Source organism: Lentzea chajnantorensis (assembly GCF_054300775.1).
Map to the genome: position 1 here is coordinate 2,641,549 of NZ_JBSDZT010000002.1, position 19,008 is coordinate 2,660,556.

Annotated in this window: 21 protein-coding genes; 11 read left to right on the plus strand and 10 right to left on the minus strand. The window is 71.1% G+C overall.

Annotation, left to right across the window (positions count from 1 at the left end; all coding sequences use genetic code 11):
- Window positions 1-394 precede the first annotated feature (394 nt).
- From ACVDFE_RS13810 to ACVDFE_RS13825, 4 genes are all read right to left on the minus strand, one after another.
- Window positions 395-1,936, minus strand: a complete 1,542-nt coding sequence (locus tag ACVDFE_RS13810; RefSeq protein ID WP_458430664.1) for a DEAD/DEAH box helicase — start codon at window positions 1,934-1,936, stop codon at window positions 395-397.
- Window positions 1,937-2,159: 223 nt separating this feature from the next.
- Window positions 2,160-3,128 (minus strand): serine protein kinase RIO, encoded by a 969-nt coding sequence (locus ACVDFE_RS13815; protein ID WP_458430666.1) that lies wholly within the window; start codon window positions 3,126-3,128, stop codon window positions 2,160-2,162.
- Between the two features lie 208 nt (window positions 3,129-3,336).
- Window positions 3,337-4,065 carry a peroxide stress protein YaaA gene (gene yaaA / locus ACVDFE_RS13820; RefSeq protein WP_458430668.1) on the minus strand — a complete coding sequence of 243 codons (729 nt, stop codon included), beginning with the start codon at window positions 4,063-4,065 and terminating at the stop codon, window positions 3,337-3,339.
- A gap of 199 nt (window positions 4,066-4,264) precedes the next feature.
- Entirely contained in the window at window positions 4,265-5,020 is a 756-nt protein-coding gene (locus ACVDFE_RS13825; RefSeq protein ID WP_360390778.1) for an SAM-dependent methyltransferase, read from the minus strand.
- Between the two features lie 86 nt (window positions 5,021-5,106).
- Here ACVDFE_RS13825 and ACVDFE_RS13830 point away from each other — a divergent pair, with 86 nt between their 5' ends.
- Entirely contained in the window at window positions 5,107-6,072 is a 966-nt protein-coding gene (locus ACVDFE_RS13830) for a GNAT family N-acetyltransferase (protein WP_458430669.1), read from the plus strand.
- 521 nt (window positions 6,073-6,593) lie between these two features.
- Here ACVDFE_RS13830 and ACVDFE_RS13835 read toward each other — a convergent pair.
- Window positions 6,594-6,953 (minus strand): VOC family protein, encoded by a 360-nt coding sequence (locus tag ACVDFE_RS13835; protein WP_360390774.1) that lies wholly within the window; start codon window positions 6,951-6,953, stop codon window positions 6,594-6,596.
- 136 nt (window positions 6,954-7,089) lie between these two features.
- Here ACVDFE_RS13835 and ACVDFE_RS13840 point away from each other — a divergent pair, with 136 nt between their 5' ends.
- The 3 genes from ACVDFE_RS13840 to ACVDFE_RS13850 all read left to right on the plus strand — a co-directional run bounded on the left by ACVDFE_RS13840 (window position 7,090) and on the right by ACVDFE_RS13850 (window position 10,245).
- Entirely contained in the window at window positions 7,090-8,835 is a 1,746-nt protein-coding gene (locus ACVDFE_RS13840) for a proline--tRNA ligase (protein WP_360390772.1), read from the plus strand.
- Window positions 8,836-8,882: 47 nt separating this feature from the next.
- A protein-coding gene (locus ACVDFE_RS13845; protein WP_458430493.1) for an IS5 family transposase occupies window positions 8,883-9,760 on the plus strand; the annotation gives its coding sequence in 2 pieces (ribosomal slippage) (window positions 8,883-9,269 and window positions 9,272-9,760; 876 coding nt in all).
- Between the two features lie 137 nt (window positions 9,761-9,897).
- Window positions 9,898-10,245, plus strand: a complete 348-nt coding sequence (locus tag ACVDFE_RS13850) for an antibiotic biosynthesis monooxygenase family protein (protein WP_360390769.1) — start codon at window positions 9,898-9,900, stop codon at window positions 10,243-10,245.
- Window positions 10,246-10,248: 3 nt separating this feature from the next.
- Here ACVDFE_RS13850 and ACVDFE_RS13855 read toward each other — a convergent pair whose 3' ends face one another.
- Window positions 10,249-11,247: a hypothetical protein gene (locus ACVDFE_RS13855; RefSeq protein ID WP_458430670.1), complete on the minus strand. Its 999-nt coding sequence runs from the start codon at window positions 11,245-11,247 to the stop codon at window positions 10,249-10,251.
- A gap of 120 nt (window positions 11,248-11,367) precedes the next feature.
- On the opposite strand from ACVDFE_RS13855, the gene ACVDFE_RS13860 reads away from it, so the two are divergent.
- Complete coding sequence (locus tag ACVDFE_RS13860; protein ID WP_458430672.1) at window positions 11,368-12,327, plus strand: ABC transporter permease; 960 nt, start codon at window positions 11,368-11,370, stop codon at window positions 12,325-12,327.
- Here ACVDFE_RS13860 and ACVDFE_RS13865 read toward each other — a convergent pair.
- Window positions 12,223-12,630: a YjbQ family protein gene (locus tag ACVDFE_RS13865; RefSeq protein ID WP_360390757.1), complete on the minus strand. Its 408-nt coding sequence runs from the start codon at window positions 12,628-12,630 to the stop codon at window positions 12,223-12,225. The two genes, ACVDFE_RS13860 and ACVDFE_RS13865, sit on opposite strands and share 105 nt — an antisense overlap.
- 4 nt (window positions 12,631-12,634) lie before the next feature.
- Complete coding sequence (locus tag ACVDFE_RS13870) at window positions 12,635-13,192, minus strand: sugar O-acetyltransferase (protein WP_360390754.1); 558 nt, start codon at window positions 13,190-13,192, stop codon at window positions 12,635-12,637.
- 22 nt (window positions 13,193-13,214) lie between these two features.
- Here ACVDFE_RS13870 and ACVDFE_RS13875 point away from each other — a divergent pair, with 22 nt between their 5' ends.
- Genes ACVDFE_RS13875 through ACVDFE_RS13890 form a run of 4 tightly spaced genes read left to right on the plus strand, consistent with a single transcriptional unit; the run spans window position 13,215 to window position 16,395 of the window.
- Window positions 13,215-14,168, plus strand: a complete 954-nt coding sequence (locus ACVDFE_RS13875; RefSeq protein WP_360390751.1) for a glycosyltransferase — start codon at window positions 13,215-13,217, stop codon at window positions 14,166-14,168.
- Window positions 14,169-14,179: 11 nt separating this feature from the next.
- Window positions 14,180-14,644, plus strand: coding sequence for a DUF4442 domain-containing protein (locus tag ACVDFE_RS13880; RefSeq protein ID WP_458430674.1), 465 nt, complete (start codon window positions 14,180-14,182; stop codon window positions 14,642-14,644).
- The gene (locus tag ACVDFE_RS13885) at window positions 14,637-15,590 is read left to right on the plus strand and encodes an aminotransferase class V-fold PLP-dependent enzyme (RefSeq protein WP_458430676.1); all 954 of its coding nucleotides are present in this window, start codon (window positions 14,637-14,639) and stop codon (window positions 15,588-15,590) included. The genes ACVDFE_RS13880 and ACVDFE_RS13885 overlap by 8 nt, the downstream gene beginning before the upstream one ends.
- Window positions 15,591-15,645: 55 nt before the next feature.
- Window positions 15,646-16,395 (plus strand): hypothetical protein, encoded by a 750-nt coding sequence (locus tag ACVDFE_RS13890; protein ID WP_458430678.1) that lies wholly within the window; start codon window positions 15,646-15,648, stop codon window positions 16,393-16,395.
- A gap of 6 nt (window positions 16,396-16,401) precedes the next feature.
- Here the strand turns inward: ACVDFE_RS13890 and ACVDFE_RS13895 are convergent, their stop codons facing one another.
- Together ACVDFE_RS13895 and ACVDFE_RS13900 are read right to left on the minus strand one after the other, a co-directional pair.
- On the minus strand, window positions 16,402-16,824 hold the full coding sequence (locus tag ACVDFE_RS13895) for a ferritin-like domain-containing protein (RefSeq protein WP_458430681.1): 423 nt from the start codon (window positions 16,822-16,824) through the stop codon (window positions 16,402-16,404).
- A complete protein-coding gene (locus ACVDFE_RS13900) occupies window positions 16,821-17,264 on the minus strand; it encodes a hypothetical protein (RefSeq protein WP_458430683.1) in 444 nt (147 codons plus the stop codon). Before ACVDFE_RS13900 ends, ACVDFE_RS13895 begins: the two co-directional genes overlap by 4 nt.
- Window positions 17,265-17,391: 127 nt before the next feature.
- Between ACVDFE_RS13900 and rimP the strand changes: the two genes are divergently transcribed.
- Window positions 17,392-17,916 (plus strand): ribosome maturation factor RimP, encoded by a 525-nt coding sequence (gene rimP, locus ACVDFE_RS13905; RefSeq protein ID WP_360390736.1) that lies wholly within the window; start codon window positions 17,392-17,394, stop codon window positions 17,914-17,916.
- Entirely contained in the window at window positions 17,913-18,926 is a 1,014-nt protein-coding gene (gene nusA / locus ACVDFE_RS13910; RefSeq protein ID WP_360390734.1) for a transcription termination factor NusA, read from the plus strand. Before rimP ends, nusA begins: the two co-directional genes overlap by 4 nt.
- Window positions 18,927-19,008: the final 82 nt, after the last annotated feature.

Consider the following 19,008-nt stretch of genomic DNA (forward strand, 5'->3'; position numbering starts at 1 on the left):
TCAGCGACTGCGCAAGCCAGGCCCGTAGCCCGGTGACCGCGCAAGCCAGGTCCCGCGAGTCAAAATCCGGCGCAGGGCAGGGCCCCGCCCTCCCTGGGGGCAGACCACCCACCTCCACTCAACCTAACCAAGATCCGGCCGTGTCAACCCACCGCTCGGCGATCTGTGGACAACTCGGTACGCGACGAGGGCCGCCTCCCCGACCGGAGAGGCGGCCCTCGTCGAACCAACAGGTCGGCAGGGCGGACACGAACGACTGCCCGTCAACGCCAAGAACAGCCCTCCGACTGGAGCTGCGGTGCCACGTCCGCGGCAGCCAGCCCGGGCGAGCTGACCGCCGACGACGAAGGCCGCCTCCCCAACCCGGGGAAGCGGCCCTCGTCAGATCAGCCGATCAGTGCTGCGGCGCCCGGCGCGGGCGCCCGGTGGTGCTGCCGCCGCGGCGGGGACCGCCGCCTTCGCCGGCTGGGCGGCGCGGGGCGCTGCGGAACTCGCCGCCCTCGGAGCGGCGACCGGAGCCGCCGCGGAACTCGCCGCGGCCACCGGCCGCGGGGGCGCCGAAGCGACGGCCGCTGCCGCCGGAGCGGCGGGCGGGCTTCTCGCGTTCGACGACCGGCTCGCCGCTGGGGAGGCGGGCACCGGTGATGCGGATCAGGTCCTCGTCACCGGGGCGGACCTTCGTGCTCTCCGGGCGGATGCCCGCGCGAGCGGCCATGCCCTGGACGGCGCGGCGCTGGTCGTGGGTGACCAGCGTGACGACCGTGCCGGACTGGCCGGCGCGCGCGGTGCGGCCCGCGCGGTGCAGGTAGTCCTTCGGGTCGGCCGGCGGGTCGACGTGCACGACGAGCGAGACGTCGTCCACGTGGATGCCGCGGGCGGCCACGTCCGTCGCGATCAGGACCGGCGTGGTGCCCTCGCGGAACTCGCCGAGCACGCGGGTGCGGGCGCTCTGGGCCTTGCCGCCGTGCAGCGCGCCGGCGTGGACGCCGACCGAGCGCAGCTTCTTGGCCAGGCGGTCGACGTGGTGCTTGGTGCGCACGAACATGATCGTGCGGCCCTCGCGCGCGGCCACCTCGGTCACCACGTTCTGCTTGTCCTCGGCGGACACGAACAGCAGGTGGTGGTCCATCGTCGTGACGCTCGCGGTGGCCGGGGCCACCGAGTGCGTCACCGGGTTGTGCAGGTACTGGCGGACCAGCTTGTCCACGTCGCCGTCGAGCGTCGCGGAGAACAGCAGGCGCTGGCCGTCCTGCGGGGTCAGGTCCATGATCGCGCGGACCTGGGGCATGAAGCCCATGTCGGCCATCTGGTCGGCCTCGTCCAGCGCGGTGATCTCGACCTGGGACAGGTCGCAGGTCCCCTGGCGGACGTGGTCGGACAGCCGGCCCGGCGTGGCGATCAGCAGGTCGACGCCGCGGCGCAGGTGGTCGATCTGGCGCGGGAACGACGTGCCGCCGACGACCACGCGGCACCACATGTTGAGCGCGCGGGCGTGCGGCATGAGCGCCGTCTCCACCTGCATCGCGAGCTCGCGGGTCGGGACGAGGATCAGCCCACGCGGCTTGTGCGGCGTGGAGCGGCCGCCCGCGAGGCGGGTCAGCATGGCGAGGCCGAACGCCAGCGTCTTGCCGGAGCCCGTCTGGCCACGGCCGAGGATGTCCCGGCCCGACATCGCGTCGGGCAGGGTGGCGGCCTGGATGGGGAACGGTGCGGTGATGTCGTTGGCGACGAGCGACTTGATCAGCGCGTCAGCCAGGCCGAGCTCGGCGAACGAGGGCAGCGGGCCTTCCGGCAGCGTGCTCTCGAAGTGCTCGGCGACGATCGGTTCCTCGACCCGCTGCTGCGGGCGTGAGGAGTTGCCCTGGCGACCCGAGCGGCGCCGCGGTGACCTGCGGCTCTGTGCGCGCTCGGAACGGCCTTCGGACATTGATGGCAAAACAAACCTCCGAGACATGGCACGTCTCAAGGCTGCCCCGCGCTTGTCGCGGTGCCAGTTCACAAGGACGAGCCCGGCGTGGTGTGCACGCCTGAATGAGTAGGTGGACGCACCGGTCAACGGCGGTCAAGCCTGCATCGGTGCTCTTACAGTCTAGCTGATCAGTGCGAGTGACCGGCGCGCCCGGCAGTGTCGTTGGACACGGCCGGGCGCGCAAGGTGAGTCACCCCATACCCGCCACGTCCAGCAGCGTCGCCACCAGCGCGGACGGCTCACCGATCTCCGGTGGCAGGCCGCGCGCGGCGAACCAGCCGCAGATGTTGCGGACGTCGCGGTCGAGGAACTCCACGCCGCGGGGGTTCGCGACCAGGTCCACCACCTGCGGCAGGTCGATCATGATCAACCGGCCGTCGTGGACCATCAGGTTGAACGCGGACAGGTCGCCGTGCGTCAGGCCCGCCTCCGCGAGCGTCATCAGCGTCGCGACCAGCTGCCGCCACAGGTCGAGCAGCTCGTCCTCGTCCGGGCGCGCCTGGGCGAGCCGCGGCGCGGCGTTGCCCTCGGCGTCCCCGATGAACTCCAGCAGCAGCTCGGTACCGCTGCGCTGCACCGGGTACGGCACGGGCGCGCCGATCTGCCACAGCTGGGTGAGCGCGGCGAACTCCGCGACCGCCCACTGCTCCGCGATCAGGTTGCGCCCGAACGCGGTGCGGTTCTGGATCGCCCGCATCTCGCGGGACTTCTTCATCCGGCGACCCTCCAGATATCCCGCGTCGCGGTGGAACATCCGGTGGTCGTTGCTGCGGTAGCGCTTGGCGGCGAGCAGGCTCGACCGCTCGCCGATCGCGCGTTCCAGCAGGAAGACGTCCGCCTCCTTGCCGGTCTTCACGATGCCGAGCTCGCGGTCCACCGCGGCCAGCTCGGTGATGAGCCAGCTCGGGTGCGGCTTCGGGCCCTGCTCGGCGTCGCCCCACGTGGACCAGCGGTCGCCGTCCTCGGGGGTGTCGGCCGTGCTGAGCTGGTCCTCGCGCACTCGCGCGACGCGCACCTTCTCGGCCTCGGTCATGCGGCCGCGACGGGTGGGCTCCGCGTCGTCGCCGCGCTTGGTGGTGCGCTTTCCCTTGCGCCGCATGGTGTCGTCGGCGCCTTCGAAAGCAGACTCGTAACGTTCGTAGAGATCGTGCTCGCGCACGGTGGGGTCTCCCAAGAGCTGAAGGTGACCGCCCCACTGGCGCTCTGCGATCAAACGGTGCTGATCAGGCGCGAAGGGCGGCTGGACGGGTCGCGAGTGCGGTGCCGCGCCCAAAGACAGGCTCTGACATGTCGCACCTCCTCGATCCAGCTCCGTTGTCACGCTTCGGGGAAGAGTCTGCCGTGCGGGCCCGGTGCCCGCAACCGAATTACGCCGTGATCAGGTCGGCCGTCTTCTCGCCCGTCGGCACCATGGTCAACCCGGCCTTCCGCGCGAGCTTGACCAGGCCTTTCAGGTCCGCCGGCTCCGCGCTGGACTTCGCGATGGCGCGCGCGAGCAGCCCCTTGTGCGCCTTGTTGAAGTGGCTGACGACCTTGCCTTCGCTCGTGACCACCCGGACGACGACGGCGTGCGGGATCTTCGCGAGGCTGGAGTACGCGCCGGAACGGAGGTCGACGACGAACTCGTCCGCCTCCCTCAGCACCGGCTCCAGCGAGGGCTTCCACAGCGTGCGCAGGCTGCCGTGGTCGGGCAGGGCGCTGCCGCCGGACAACCGGTACGCGGGCACCGGGTCACCGCCGCGCACCGCCCCGAACAGCGCGGACGCGACCGCGAGCCGCTGGTAGGCGCGTTCCCTCTCGGCCTTGCGGAGCGAGGGGAAGTCGAGGTTGTCGTAGAGCACGCCGGTGTAGCGCAGCAGCGCAGGCGTGGTCTCCGACGTGCGCAGGGACGCGTTGCGGTGCACCTCGTCGACCTGCCGCTCGGAGATGTCGAGCGCCCTGAGACTCGCCGGGACGTCCGCCGCGAGATCGGCCAGCGCGGACACCAGCTTGTCGCGCACCGGGTTGAGCTCGGGGAACGACAGCGCGTCGAGGTCGAGCGGCGCACCGTCGCCGCCGATCGCCTTGGTCTCCGACGGGGGAAGCAGCACCAGCACGGTTCGCAAGCCTAGGCCAACGCCGTGGAACCGCCGGACCTGCGTGTGCCTCCGGACGGCGTGGACGGTCGGCCCGTCGGGACGCAGCCGGCCTGGTCATGGTGCGTGCGGCGCGGCTTCGGCCGGTCCCGGCGTGTGCGGCGCGGCTCCGTCGGCCCGCCGGGCGTGTGCGGCGCGGCTTCGTCGGCCCGCCGGCCGCCTAGGGTGCCTGCAGCGTCAGGTAGGCGAGGCCGAGCACGCCCCGCCAGCCGTGCAGCCGGTAGGTGCGCTGCCGGTCGGCCCTGGCCCTGACCTCCTCGGCGTGCGGGGAGTCCGGGTTGGCGCGCAACCAGCGTTCCCAGGCCAGCCCGTGGCCGTTCTCGAAGACGTCCCACTCGTCGAGGCTCGCCTGCTCCGCCGCGAGCAGCCGGTAGCCGTGGCCGAGCGCGTGGTCGACCAGCCCGGCCAGCGAGCGGTACTGGTCGCGCGGAACCGGCATGGCGGCGAGCTGCGCGCTCGTCGGTTCCCGCTCCCAGAAACCCTCGCCCAGCAACAACCTCCCGCCGGGGCGCAGCAGTCCCTTGGCCGCGACGAGCGCGTTCTCGGTGTGCTGCAACGGGTCTCCGCCCCACACCTGGGTGGCGCCGTTGACGATCACGGCGTCGGCCGGGCGGTCCGGTTGCCACCGGGCCACGTCCGCGACGTGCAGGCTCACCCGCCCGGACAGCCCGCGCCGTTCGGCGTTGGCGCGGCCGTGCGCGATGTCGTCCTCCTTGAGGTCGACACCGGTGCCGGTGGCGGTGGGCGCGGCCTCGAGCGTGCGCAGCAGGAGCTCCGCCCACCCGCACCCGAGGTCGAGCACGTGCCCGCCGTCGAGCGGCAGCAGCGAGTCGACCAGGCGCGCGGCCCTGTCCGCGGACAGCGGTCCGTGGAACGTGACGTCGTCGTACAGCGGCGTGATCTCTGGAGTCGTCATCGTCGGGCAGCATGGCCCCGCAGCGGCTGCCGGGCAACGCGTTATTCAGTTGTTGAGGGCATCACCTCCGCGTAGCTTCGACCGTCGTGGAACTCGTGTGGCGCGCGCTCACCACCGCGGACATCCCCGCGGTCACCGCGCTGTGCACGGCAGCGGAAGCCGCCGACGACACCGGCGAACTGCTGTCCGAAGAGGACTTCGCCCAGTCGTTCGCCAAGGCGGACCTGCCGACGTCCTCGCTCGCCGTGCTGGCCGGCTCCGAGCTCGTCGCCTACGGCCTGCTCGAGCCGCGCGCGAAGCCCGCTGACGTCCACCGCCTGCGGATCGACGGGATGGTCCACCCGTCGTTCCGCCGCCGTGGCATCGGCCGGGAGCTGTTGCCGCGCATGGTGTCCATGGCCCGGACGCTGCACCTGGCCACCCACCCGGCCGTACCGCTGGTGGCGACCACGATGGTTGAGAGCCGCTCGGCCGGCCACGTCGCACTGTGCGCGTCGCTCGGCTTCACCGCGGACCGCCACTTCCACGAGATGGAGGTGGCACTGGGCGAGTCACTCGCCCAGCTCCCGGTCCCGCCGGGCTACTCGGTCGTCCCGTTCACCCCCGACCGCTCCGAAGAGACCCGTCGGGTCGTGAACACGACCTTCGCCGAGCACTGGGGCTCGACCGAGCGCACCCCGCAGGAGTGGGCGGCGTCCTTCACGGACAGCAAGAGGTTCGTGCCGGACACCTCCTTCCTCGCACTGGACAACGGTTCCGGTGCGGTCGTCGGTTTCGTGCTGGCCCGCCACTACCCGGCCGTCGAGGAGCAGACCGGCGTCCGCGAACTCTGGATCGGCGACGTCGGAACCCTCAGCGCCCACCGCGGGCGTGGCCTGGCGTCGGCGTTGCTGAGCTGGACGTTGACTCAGGCGCGGACGCAGGGGTACCAGCGGGCGGGGCTGTCGGTCGACACGGCCAACTCGACCGGGGCGCTCGGCGTGTACGAGCGGGCCGGGTTCCGGGTGGCGCGGACGTGGGTCGACTACGGCGTGCCGGTCGAGCTCGTCTGACGGACGAGGTCGGGTGGGACGGGCTGGGCTGAGCTGGACGGGCTGAGCTGGACGGCCTGGTCGGACGGATCAGGCTCGGCTTGTCGGACCGGGTGAGCAGGGCTGGGCGCGGGTGGGCCAGTCGTCGGCTTGGGCGCGGCAGGGCTGCTGGGCGGGTCCGGATCGGGTGGAGTGCGGGACCGGGCCGGGCAGGGTTGCGCGGGTGGGCCGGGTGTCGGCTTGGGCGCGCAGGGCTGCTGGGCGGGTCCGGATCGGCTGGAACGGGGGACCAGGGCGGGCAGGGCTGCGCGGGTGAGCCGAGTACTGGCTTGGACGCGGCAGGGCTGCCTGGGCGGGACACGACCGGTTCGGGCCTGGGCGTTCGGCGTGTGAACGCACGGGTCCGGGGTGGTGCGCGGCCGGCTCGACCCCGGAGCGCTCGGCGTGCACGAGCGCAGCGGGTTCGAGGTGACGCTGGCCGGGGCGGCCCCAGACCCAGGCCAGCTCCAGGGCCCGGACCGGCGCCGAGACGTCCGTGGCGCCTACAGCTCCTCGCCGGGCTGGCCGACGCAGAACTGGTTGCCGTCCGGATCCGTCAGCACCGACCAGACGAGGCCGGGGACGCTGTGCACCCCGATCTCGGTGGCGCCGAGGGAGACCAGACGCGCGACCTCGGCCAGGCGGTCGGGGACGTGGGAGTCGAGGTGGACGCGGTTCTTGCCCGGCGTGACGTCCGGCACCTGCTGGAGGGCGAGTGCGGGGGCGCCCTCCGCAGTCGGGGCGAGGACGATGAACTCGCCCCAGTCGTTCTGCACCGCGGTGCCCAGGGCGGCGGTCCAGAAGTCGGCGAGCTTGCGCGCGTCGCCGGTGTCGATCGTGATCATGGCGATGGTCAGGGACATGGCAGGGACGCTACTCAGCGGGTCTGACAGTTTCGGGTTCGTGCAGCTCAGGACCCGTGGGAAGCACCGCGTGCACGTTCGTGCGCGCACCAACCAGTAGGCTGCTCCAACAGCCCGTGAACGAGGAGTACCCACCGTGATCACCAGGATGTCGTCGTTGTTCCTGCGCACCCTTCGCGAGGATCCGGCGGACGCCGAAGTGCCCAGCCACAAGCTGCTGGTGCGCGCAGGCTACGTCCGCCGCGTCGCGCCGGGCGGGTACTCCTGGCTGCCGCTGGGGCTCAAGGTCCTGCGCAACATCGAGGCCGTCGTCCGCGAGGAGATGGACGCCTTCGGAGCGCAGGAGATCCAGTTCCCCGCGCTGCTGCCCAAGGAGCCCTACGAGGCGACGAACCGGTGGGAGGAGTACGGCCCCAACCTGTTCCGGCTCAAGGACCGCAAGGGCGCCGACTTCCTGCTCGGCCCCACGCACGAGGAGCTGTTCACGCTCACCGTGAAGGGCGAGTACAGCTCGTACAAGGACTACCCGGTCACGCTGTACCAGATCCAGACGAAGTACCGGGACGAGGCGCGGCCCCGTGCGGGCATCCTGCGCGGGCGCGAGTTCCTGATGAAGGACTCGTACTCGTTCGACCTCACCGACGAGGGCCTCACCCAGTCCTACCGCGACCACCGCGACGCCTACATCCGCATCTTCGACCGGCTGGGCCTGGAGTACGTGATCGTCTCCGCCACGTCCGGTGCGATGGGCGGCTCGGCGTCGGAGGAGTTCCTCGCGGTCGCCGAGACGGGTGAGGACACCTTCGTCAAGTCCACCGAGTCGGGGTACGCGGCCAACGTCGAGGCCGTGCGGACGCCCGTGCCCCCCGCGCAGCCGGTCGAGGACAAGCCCGCCGCGCAGGTGCACCACACGCCGAACACGCCCACCATCGACAGCCTGGTGGACTTCCTCAACGCCAGCACCGACCGCAAGTTCACCGCGGCGGACACGTTGAAGAACGTTCTCATCAAGACCCGCCAGCCGGGCACGAAGGAGTGGGAGCTGCTCGCCGTCGCCGTCCCCGGTGACCGCGAGGTCGACTTCAAGCGCCTCGAGGCCGCGCTGGAGCCCGCCGAGGTCGCGATGCTGGAGGAGGGCGACTTCGCGAAGAACGCCTTCCTGGTCAAGGGGTACATCGGACCGAAGGCGCTGCAGGACAACGGCGTGCGCTACCTCGCCGACCCCCGCGTCGTCACCGGCACCGCCTGGGTGACGGGTGCGGACAAGGCCGACCACCACGTCGTCGACCTGGTCGCGGGCCGCGACTTCACCCCCGACGGCGTCATCGACGTCGCCGAGGTCCGCGAGGGCGACCCGTCGCCCGACGGCAAGGGCGTGCTGGTCGCCGCGCGCGGCATCGAGATCGGCCACATCTTCCAGCTGGGCCGCAAGTACGCCGACGCGTTCTCGCTGGACGCGCTGGGCCCGGACTCGAAGCCCGTCCGCATCACCATGGGTTCGTACGGCGTCGGCGTCTCGCGCCTGGTCGCGGCGATCGCCGAGCAGTCGCACGACGACCGCGGCCTGATCTGGCCCCGCAACGTTGCGCCCGCCGACGTGCACGTCGTCATCGCCGGCAAGGACGAGGCGCTGACCGCGGCCGGCGAGGACTTCGCGCGGCAGCTCGACGCCAAGGGCGTGAAGGTGCTCCTGGACGACCGCAAGGCGAGCCCCGGCGTGAAGTTCGCCGACGCCGAGCTGATCGGCATCCCGACGATCCTCGTGATCGGCCGCGGCCTGCAGAACGGGGTCGTCGAGGTCAAGGACCGCCGCTCCGGCGAGCGCGTCGAGGTGCCGGTGGCCGAGGCCGTCGACCACCTCGTGGCCGTCGTCAGGGGCTAGGGCGTGTCCTGCGGATCTTTCTCATGATCGTGTGCAGATGATGGTGTGTGGTCGGACGTGGTGAGCTGACGGACAAGGCCTGGGCGGAGACCGCGCCGTTGCTGCCCGCGCAGAGCGGGCAGCGCGGTGGCCGGTGGCGCAGCCACCGGCAGGTGATCAACGCGATCCTGTGGAAGGAACGCACCGGCGCGCCCTGGCGTGACCTGCCCGAACGCTACGGGCCCTGGAAGACAGCGCATGAGCGGCTGCGCAAGTGGACCGCGGACGGCACATGGGACCGGATCCTCGAGCACGTGATCGTCAAAGACGACTCACTCGGGACACTCGAGGACAACGTCGCGTTCGTGGTCAGCGTCGACTCCACGAGTATCCGGGCCCACCAGCACGCCGCGGGTGCCCGGAAAAAGGGGGCTGCGCGGACTGGATCGAGGCCCTCGCCATCGACGGCGAATGCCTCGGACGCTCCCGCGGAGGGCTGACGACCAAGCTCCACCTGGCCGTCGACGCGACCGGCCTGCCTTTGGCGGTGATCCTCACCCCCGGTCAGGCCGGCGACAACCCGCAACTGCTGCCACTACTCGACGACATCTGCGATATCGACGTCGACGGCCAGCGGGTGCGGGTCGGGCGCGTGATCGCCGACAAGGCCTACACCCACCCGAGCACCCGCACCGCGTTACGACAACGACGAATCAAGGCCACGATTCCCGAGCGCACAGACCAGATCGCTCGCCGCAAAGCGAAGGGCTCGGCCGGTGGCAGGCCACCGGCCTTCGACGCCGACATCTACAAGCTGCGCAACGTGGTCGAGCGCTGCTTCAACCGCCTCAAGCAGTTCCGCGGCTTGGCCACCAGGTTCGCGAAACGAGCCGCCTACCACCGCGCCGAGATCGTCCTCGCCTGCATTGTCCTTCACCTCAGGTGAAGATCCGCAGGACAGGCCCTAGTCGGACGACCGGACGCCGGGTCTGCGCGGGAACACCGCGCGGCCCGGCGTTCCCGCGTTCTGGACGTCGCGAAAAGTCGGTGGATCGCAGGGTGCCCCCGCCCTACGGTGACGCCATGAGCGATCAGCCGCCGGTCCCGGTGCAGGCCTTCGAACCGCCCTACTACGTGGCGGTCTTCACCACCGTGCGCACGCAGGAGCAGAGCGGCTACCGCGACACGAACGCGCGCATGGAGGAACTGGTCAGGGAGGTTCCCGGGTTCCTCGGCATCGACCACGCGCAGAACCCCGGCGGGCTGGGCATCACCGTCGGCTACTTCCGCGACGCCGAAGCGCTCGCGCAGTGGCGGACCAACGCCGAACACCGCGCGGCACAGCAACGCGGACGGGACGACTGGTACCAGAGCTACACGCTGCACGTCGCGAAGGTGGAGCGCAGCCACGGGTTCACGCGCGAGCAGTAGGGGTCAGGTGTTCGGCTGCAGCGAGTCGATCATCTTCTGCAGGTCGGTCTCCTTGAGCAGCGGTGGCTTGTCGCCGCCACCCCCGCCTTCGAGGTCGCCGTTCACCACCAGCGCGTGCAGCTTGCCGGTGCCGTTGAGCAGCAGGACCTTGACCATGCCCTTGGACGCCAGGCACTTGTTCGCGGTCTGCGTGACCGTGGCGTCGACCTGCACGCCCTCGACGACGATCTTCTTGCCGTCCTTCTGGGTGTGCTGGATCTTCACGGGCTTGGGCTCGGTCAGCGCGACCTGAGGGGCGCCGCCCGACGAGTAGTACTGGGTGGCGACGGCCTTGGTGAAGTTCGTGGCGACCGCGTTGATGTCGCCTTTGTCCAGCAACGCGCCGCCGTTGGTGCCCTTGGTGTAGGAGCGTTCCTCGCACTTGTAGTCGCCGTACGAGGTCACGCTGGACAGCGCAACGCCCTCGAAGCCCTCGACCGGGACCCGGTCGTCGACCTGGGTCCAGTCCTTCGGCACCTGGTAGGTGTAGCCGAGCGTGGTCTGGACGCACTGCCAGCTCTCGTCCTTGCACGTGCCGGCGCCGTTGGGCTGCTGGGACGTGGTCGGCGGGGTCGACGACGCCGAGGCCGACGTCGTCGGCTGCGCGCCGGAGTCGCCGGACTTGTTCATGAGCAGGTACGTCGTGACACCGCCGCCCACCAGCAGCACGAGGACGACCGCGCTGAGCACCACCCACAACGTTGTTTTGCTCTTCTTCGGCGGTTGCTGGTCGAACCCGCCCCCGCCGTAGACGCCCAGGCCGCCGTACCCGCTGTTGTAGCCCTGGTGCTGCTGCGGGAAGCCACCGGTCTGCGGGTAGCCGACCGGCTGCGCGTGGCCCTCCTGCTGGGGGTAGGCGCCGCTGCCCTGGTAGCCACCGGTCGGGTAGTCGCCCTGCTGCTGACCCCAACCGGGCTGCTCGTTCCAGCCGCCCTGCCCGCCGCCGCCACCTGGGTAAGTCACGGGGAAACCGTACCTCGTGACCCCGACAGCCCTTAATTCATCAAGCGTTGACTTCCAGATCGTGACCGGCGTACCGTCGCGGCCATCGAATTCAACATATGATGAACTCTGGAGGTCGCGATGCGCACCGCGCTGGTCACCGCCGCCGCAGGTGCGGTGGTGGCGTTTCTGCTGGGGTTGCTGACGTTCGGCGTGCAGGCCACGGTCCACCCGCACGACGTGCCGCTCGCCGTGGTGGCACCGCCGCCGATCGCGGAACGGGTGGCGGCCGCAGACTCGCCCGAGGTCGACCTCCGCGTGGTCACCGCCGCCGAGGCGCGGGCACTGCTGGCCGGTCGGGAGGTCTACGGCGTCCTGGAGATCACGCCCGGCCAGGCCGTGGTCCGGCTCGACCCCGCGGTCAACCCGTCCGGCACGCAGGTCGCGCAGCAGGTGCTGACCGGGGTGGCCCAGGGCGCCGGACTGCCGGTGCGGGTCGAGGCACCGGCCGTCTCCGCCGCCGAACGCACCGCCCCGCTGACCGCGTCGGCGCTGCTGTGGATCGGCGGGATGGTCGCCGGGGTGCTGTTCGTGCTGCTCAGGGGCACCCGGTTCCGGCTCCTGTCCGCGGTGACCGCCGCCGTGCTCACCGTCGGGTCCGTAACCGGTCTGCTCGCGTGGTGGGGCGTGGGCCTCACCGGTGGCGCGCTGGCGTTCCTCTTCGCCGTCGCCGGTGCGTTCGCGCTGCTGCAGGCCGGGTTGTTCAAGCACCTCGGCATCCGCGCGATGGGCGTCCTCGGCGTGCTCTACCTGATGGCGCCCGCGGTGGCCGGCCAGGTGCCGGAGCTGCTGAACCCCGTCTACCGGGTGGCGCTGTGGTCGTGGACGCCGTTCCGGTTCGCCACCGAGGGCCTGCAGGCGGTGCGGCACGACGGCTCGGCGGGCACGGCGTGGTGGGTGTTCGCCGGGATCGCGCTGGCCGGGCTGGTGCTGGTGCTAGCCGGCCAGGAAGCTCAGCCGGACCGTCCGGACGGGGTTGTCGACGTTGGTGTCGACCAGGCAGACCGACTGCCAGGTGCCGAGCGCCAGCACGCCGCCTAGGACCGGGATCGTCGCGTAGGGCGGCACCAGCGCGGGCAGCACGTGGTCACGGCCGTGGCCCGGGGTGCCGTGCCGGTGCCGCCACCTCACGTCGCGGGGCAGGACGTGCTCCAGCGCCGTCAGCAGGTCGTCGTCGCTGCCCGCGCCCGTCTCGATGATCGCGACGCCGGCGGTGGCGTGCGGCACCCACACGTGCAGCAGTCCGTCGCCGTTCTCCTCCTGGAGGAACCGCTCGCACTCGCGGGTGAGGTCGTGCACGACCTCCTCGGCACCGGTGCGGACCTGGATCTCCTCGCTGCGCATGACCTCAGATCTTACGAACCACCCGCGCGGGGTTGCCGACCGCGAGCACGTGAGCAGGCAAATCACGCGTCACGACACTGCCCGCGCCCACGACCGTGTTGTTGCCGATGGTCACTCCCGGGCACACGATCACACCGCCGCCGAACCACACCTTGTCGCCGATGACGATCGGGGCGGTCGTCTCCCACCCCGCGATGCGCGCGTCGTGGTCCTCGATCGGGTGCAACGCGGTCAGCAGCTGCACGTTAGGGCCCATCATCACGTGGTCGCCGATGGTGACCGGGCCGCAGTCGAGGATGACGCCCCCGTAGTTCATGAAGCTGTTGGCGCCGACGCGGGTGTTGTAGCCGTACTCGATCTGCAGGCGCTGCATGAACGTCGTGCCCTCGCCGATCTCCGCGACGAAGCCCTTGAGGATCGCGTACATCCCGTCGAGGTCCTCCGGGTCGTGCGCGTTGAACCGGGCCATCTCCCGCCAGCCGCGCCGCCGGTCCGCGTCCAGCTCGGGGTCAGCGGGCAGGTACGGCTCGCCGTTGATCATCTTGTCGCGGTTGGTTCCCATGGGGACTCAGTATCGTCACGGCATGCGTGTGCTGTTCGCCAGCATGGCCGCCGTCGGCCACACCTATCCGTTGATCCCGTTGGCGGTCGCACTGCGCGATGCCGGCCATGAGGTGCACTTCGCCGTCGGCGAGGAGATGCACCCGGTGCTGGGCAAGCTCGGGCTGCGGCCGTTCCGGCCGGGCCTGGTGTTCGGGGAGATCTACGCCGAGGACATCGCCCAGGAGCTGGAACGGCTGCTGCCCGACCTCGTGGTCGGCGGCTGGGCGGTGCCCGAGGTGGTGTCGGAGGCGCGGCGGCGCGGGTTCCCCGCCGTGTGGCACGGGTTCGGTCGGATGTTCCCGGACGGCATCGGGCTGGTGCGGCCGGAGGGCGGGCGGCACGTCGACATCTGCCCGCCCTCGTTGCAGGACCCGGCTTTCCTGGAGCAGGACCGCATCCCGCTGCGGCCGGTGCCGTTCGCGCCGCCCGGCGAGGTCCCGGTGCGCACGGCGGGCAAGCTCGTCTACCTGACGCTCGGCACCGCGTTCGGCACGCGCGAGCTGCTCGCCGAGGCGGTCGTCGGGCTCGGCAAGCTCTCCGACGTCCAAGTGGTGGTCGCCGCGCCGCGGGTCGAGCTCACCGACGTGCCGCCGAACGTGACGGTGCACCCGTGGCTGCCGCAGGCCGAGGTGCTCCGGTACGCCGACGTCGTCGTCCACCACGGCGGCAGCGGCACGATGCTGGGCGCGCTGGTCGCCGGGGTGCCCCAGGTGGTGCTGCCGCAGGGCGCCGACCAGTCCGCCAACGCGACCGCCCTCGTCGCGGCCGGTGCTGCGGTGCGGCCGCAGGCGTTCAGCGCGGGGCCGATCGCGGACTGCGCGCGGCTGCTGCTGACGGACGGCCGGTACCGGGAAGCCGCTGGTCAGATCGCCCGGGAGATACGTCACATGCCGTCGCCGGAGGAAGTTGCGGACAGTCTGGCGAACGTTGTGTAACACTGTTTTTTATGAAGGCAAGCCGCCTGCGCCGCGGGATGAACCTGTGGCCGCCGTTCCTGTTCGCCGGTGTCCACGTCGAGGAGATCTCGCCGGACTACCGGTATGCGCGCGTGCGCATGCGTCTGCGCCCGTGGAACCGCAACTTCTTCGGCACCCACTTCGGCGGCTCGCTGTTCGCGATGACCGACCCGTTCTGGGTGCTGCTGCTGTTCAACCAGCTCAAGGGCGAGCACGTGGTGTGGGACCGGGCCGGTGAGATCGAGTTCGTCGCACCCGGCCGCGGCACCGTGCGCGCCGAGTTCCGGCTGACCGACGAGCACGTGTCCGAGGTCCTGGAGCAGACGTCGTCCGGCGCGAAGGCGTTGCTCTGGTTCGACACCGACGTGGTCGGGCAGGATGGGACCGTGATCGCGAAGGTGCGCAAGCAGGTGTACGCGCGGCGCAAGCGCGGCAAGCAGCTCGTCCATGCGTGAGGCGTTCGGGGCGGTCTTCGACGTCGAGCCGGGGTACCTGAACACGGCGTCCATCGGCGTGCCACCGCGGCACGTCGCCGACGCGGTGGCCGCCGCCCACGAACGCTGGCGGCGCGGGCAGGACACGTCCTCGTCGTTCACCGACGCGGTCGAGACCTCCCGTGCGGCCTTTGGACAGCTCGTGGGCGTGCCCGCGACGTCGGTCGCGTGCGGCGCCACCGTCTCGCAGTTCGCGTCACTGGTCGCCCAGTCACTGCCGGCCGGGTCGAGGGTGTTCGTCGAACCGGGCGAGTTCACCAGCGTCTCGCTGCCGTTCGTCGCGGCCGGCCACCGGATCGCCGCCTCCGTCGACGAGTGCGACCTCGTCGCGGTCAGCGTGGTGCAGTCGGCCGACGGCGCGGTCGCGGACCTCGGCGCGCTGCGGGCGTCGGGCAAACCGGTGCTGCTGGACGTGTCGCAGGCGGCCGGCTGGATGCCGCTGTCGCTGGAGTGGGCCGACTTCGTCGTCGGCGTGGCCTACAAGTGGCTGATGTCACCCCGCGGTGCCGCGTGGCTGGCGGTGCGGCCGGACCGGCTCGAGTCGCTGCGGCCCGTGGCGGCGAACTGGTACAGCACGGGTGAGAACTACGGCACCGATCTGCTGCTGCGGCCGGACGCACGGCGGTTCGACCTGTCACCGACGTGGTTCGCGCACGTCGGTGCGGCGGTCGCGTTGCCGTGGGTGGCCTCGCTGGACCTCACGGCCGTGCGTGCGCACTGTGTCGGTCTGACGGATCGGCTCCTCACCGGAATGGGTCTGCCGCCCACCGGCTCGGCGATCGTCTCAGTGGGGGAGCCGGCCGCCGAAGGCGTCGTTTCGTCCGTTCGCGCAGGTAGGACCCGATATGCGTGCCACCTGTACAACACGGCCGAAGACGTTGATCGGGTGCTCGCAGCGCTGAGCTGAACGCCGTCCGTTACCGTGGGTCCTTGTGTCGGAACCACGCGAATCACCCGAAGAGGTGACCCAGAACCTGCCTCGCTTCCCACCGAGGCCGACCGACACCGCTCCGCTCTACCCGGCCGACGAGCTCGTGAAGCTGCAGTCGATCATGGACAGCCGCCGCGGTGAGCTGCCCCCGCAGCAGCAGCAGCAACAACAGCAGCGGCCGGCGCAGACGCCGAAGCGGATCTGGTTCGGCAGGGCGCTCGCACTGGTCGGCGTGGCGGTGGTGTCCGGCTTCGTGTGGTGGGTGCTGCAACCCACCGACCCGGTCGACAAGCCGGCGGCGGCCCCGCAGAAGACCGCGGGCGAGTTCGAGTTCACCACCTCGCCGCAGCTGCCGGAGCCGGTGAAGGACAGCGACTGCGCCGCACACGCCACCACCAAGACGCAGGAGTTCCTGAAGGCGACCCCGTGCGTCCAGCTGACGCGGGCGTTCTACACGGCCAAGCTGCCCGACGGGCGCACCGTGTACTCCTCGGTGTCCGTCGTGCGGATGAAGACCGCGGAAGAGGCCAGGAAGCTCAAGGAGCTCACCGAGCAGAACGGCACCGGCAACATCAAGGACCTGGTGCTCGACAAGGCCGTGAGCGTCCCGCCGCTGACGACGCTGGCCAACGGCGGGTACGCCTCCGAGGTGCGCGACCGCGAGGTCGTGATCGTCGAGTCGGACGCGCTGACGAAGGGCCAGGACGCGCTCGCGCACAACAAGGAGATGAAGAAGGTCTCCCAGGACGCGCTCCGCCTCGCGTCCTCCATCGGGAACTAGCGGGAGCTAGCCGGAGGCCACGCCCGGCATCGTGATCGACGCCGGAGTGGTCCCCGCGGCCTTGCGCCACCGCGTCGCCCGCACCGCCGCCGTCGTCAACGCGTCCAGCGCACTCGTGCGCAGCGCCGCGTCGTCGGTCCGCTCCAGCACACCGCGCCAGGCCGCGCACGCGTCCTGCTCGACCGCGACGAGGGCCGCGATCGCCGACGGCCCGTCCGACACCGGCGACGGCGGCAGGTACGCCGCGGCGGGCGGGTTCGGCGTCGCGTTGTGGTCCTTCAGCCATCGCTCCGTGGTGTCCCGGCGCGCGCGGTGCGCGTTCGCGCCCTCGGCGACCGCCGGGTTGTCCAGGAACGCCGATACGAGCCCGTAGGTCCACACCGCGGCGTGCTCGGTGCCCAGCGCGGTCTGCACCGCCTCCGTGCTCACGCCAGCACCTCCCGCAGCGAGGCGCAGCCCGCCGCCACCGACCCGACCAGGCCCGCGCGGTAGGACGGCAACGCAGCCACGGCCTCCGACGCGGCGCGCACCGACTCGTCCAGCGCCGAGCGCAGCGCCGCGACCGGGTTCGGCGGCTGCGGCGGGGTCGGGGGAACGGGCGGCACCGTGGACGACAGCGGCGGGCGCTCGCGGTCCACCTCCGCCTGCAACAGCTGCGCGTGCGCCGCACGGGCCTTCGCGACCTCCGCGGCGGCCGGCACCGCTGTCAGCAACGTTGCCAGCGCCGCGTCCGAACGCGCCTGTGCCGCGAGCGCCGACAACGGGTCCGGCGGCGGAGGCGGGGGAGGTTCTGTGGTGCACGCAACGGCCAGAGGTGCGGCGGCCACCGCGAGCAGCACGCGACGGCGGCTGACCGATTCGGAGATCACGCGAACCAATCTTGCCAGCGGACGGTGGGGCGGTGGCAGGCGGGCGAACGAGATACCCTGGGCGCCCACGGCCGCCGAAACACCGTCGGTCGGGGTTTTCATGCGTTCGAACTGAAGGAGACACCACGTGTCCAGCCCGCCGCGCGGAGAGCTTGCCGCGCAGCTAGCACCCGTTGTGCGGGAAGCGCTCGAAGCCGCCGGCTTCGACCTCGACGCACTCGACGTGAATCAGGCTGGGCGCCGCCGTCTGGTCAAGGTCGTCGTGGACGGCGAGGACGGCATCGGGCTCGACGAGGTCGCCGAGGCGAGTCGCGTGGTGTCCGCCGCGCTCGACGCGCACGACCACCTGATCAACGGGCCGTACACCCTCGAGGTCACCTCGCCGGGTGTCGACCGGCCCCTCACGCACCCGCGCCACTGGAAGCGCGCGCACCTGCGCCTCGTGAAGGTCAAGCAGCCGGACCGGGTCGAGTGGTTCGGCCGCGTCGGCGAGTGCGACGAGAGCGGCGTCGAGCTGCTGCACCAGGGCGAGCTGAAGCGCGTGGAGTACCGCGACGTCGAACGCGCGGTAATGGAGATCGAGTTCAAGCAGCCGCCGGTCGAGGAACTGGCTCGGCTCACTCGGAAAGCACCGGAGGAGGAGCCGAGGTGAACGTCGACATCGCCGCCCTGAGGGCGATCGAACGTGAAAAGGACATCCCCTTCGAGACGGTCCTGGAGGCGATCGAGTCAGCACTGCTGACCGCCTACAAGCACACCGAAGGGCACCACTCGCACTCGCGGGTGGAGATCGATCGCAAGACCGGGGTCGTGCGCGTGCTCGCGCAGGAGCTCGGCCCGGACGGCGTGGTCCAGGAGGAGTGGGACGACACCCCGGAGGGCTTCGGCCGGATCGCGGCCACCACGGCGCGCCAGGTCATCCTGCAGCGCCTGCGCGACGCCGAGCACGAGCGCACCTTCGGCGAGTTCTCCACCAAGGAGGGCGAGATCATCGCCGGCGTCGTGCAGCGCGACGCCCGCGCGAACGCCCGCGGCATGGTCGTCGTCCAGGTGGGGGACACCGAGGGCGTGCTGCCGCCGGCCGAGCAGGTGCCGGGCGAGCAGTACAACCACGGCGAGCGGATCAAGTGCTACGTCGTGAGCGTCTCCCGTGGCGCCCGCGGCCCGCAGATCGCCCTCTCGCGCACGCACCCGAACCTCGTGCGGCGGCTGTTCGCCCTCGAGGTCCCGGAGATCGCGGATGGCACCGTGGAGATCGCCGCGGTGGCACGTGAGGCAGGTCACCGCTCGAAGATCGCGGTGAAGTCGACGGTCTCCGGGGTGAACGCCAAGGGCGCCTGCATCGGCCCGATGGGAGCCCGTGTGCGCAACGTCATGCACGAGCTCGGTGGCGAGAAGATCGACATCATCGACCACTCGGACGACTCGGCCACCTTCGTCGGGAATGCCCTGTCACCAGCGAAGGTTGTGTCCGTGCGGGTGCTCGACGAACGGGCCAAGACGGCCCGTGTCGTGGTGCCCGACTTCCAGCTCTCGCTGGCGATCGGCAAGGAGGGGCAGAACGCCCGTCTGGCCGCCCGCCTGACCGGCTGGCGCATCGACATCCGCAGCGACGCGGAGGCTCCGGCTGCCGGAGCGGTCACATCCAGTTCGGCTGAATGAGCTCCAGGGGATAGAATTATCAACGGATCAACGTCGGGATCGGTTTCCCAGCACATCGGCCCTGTTCGCACGTGTGTCGGGT

What these genes read in the sequence shown, in the direction of transcription:
- ACVDFE_RS13835 (WP_360390774.1), bottom strand. Translation starts at nt 6,953, where the DNA reads ATGTCCCTGACCATCGCCATGATCACGATCGACACCGGCGACGCGCGC.
- ACVDFE_RS13880 (WP_458430674.1), top strand. Translation starts at nt 14,180, where the DNA reads ATGAAGGCAAGCCGCCTGCGCCGCGGGATGAACCTGTGGCCGCCGTTC.
- ACVDFE_RS13885 (WP_458430676.1), top strand. Translation starts at nt 14,637, where the DNA reads ATGCGTGAGGCGTTCGGGGCGGTCTTCGACGTCGAGCCGGGGTACCTG.
- ACVDFE_RS13875 (WP_360390751.1), top strand. Translation starts at nt 13,215, where the DNA reads ATGCGTGTGCTGTTCGCCAGCATGGCCGCCGTCGGCCACACCTATCCG.
- ACVDFE_RS13870 (WP_360390754.1), bottom strand. Translation starts at nt 13,192, where the DNA reads ATGGGAACCAACCGCGACAAGATGATCAACGGCGAGCCGTACCTGCCC.
- ACVDFE_RS13825 (WP_360390778.1), bottom strand. Translation starts at nt 5,020, where the DNA reads ATGACGACTCCAGAGATCACGCCGCTGTACGACGACGTCACGTTCCAC.
- ACVDFE_RS13865 (WP_360390757.1), bottom strand. Translation starts at nt 12,630, where the DNA reads ATGCGCAGCGAGGAGATCCAGGTCCGCACCGGTGCCGAGGAGGTCGTG.
- ACVDFE_RS13860 (WP_458430672.1), top strand. Translation starts at nt 11,368, where the DNA reads ATGCGCACCGCGCTGGTCACCGCCGCCGCAGGTGCGGTGGTGGCGTTT.
- ACVDFE_RS13850 (WP_360390769.1), top strand. Translation starts at nt 9,898, where the DNA reads ATGAGCGATCAGCCGCCGGTCCCGGTGCAGGCCTTCGAACCGCCCTAC.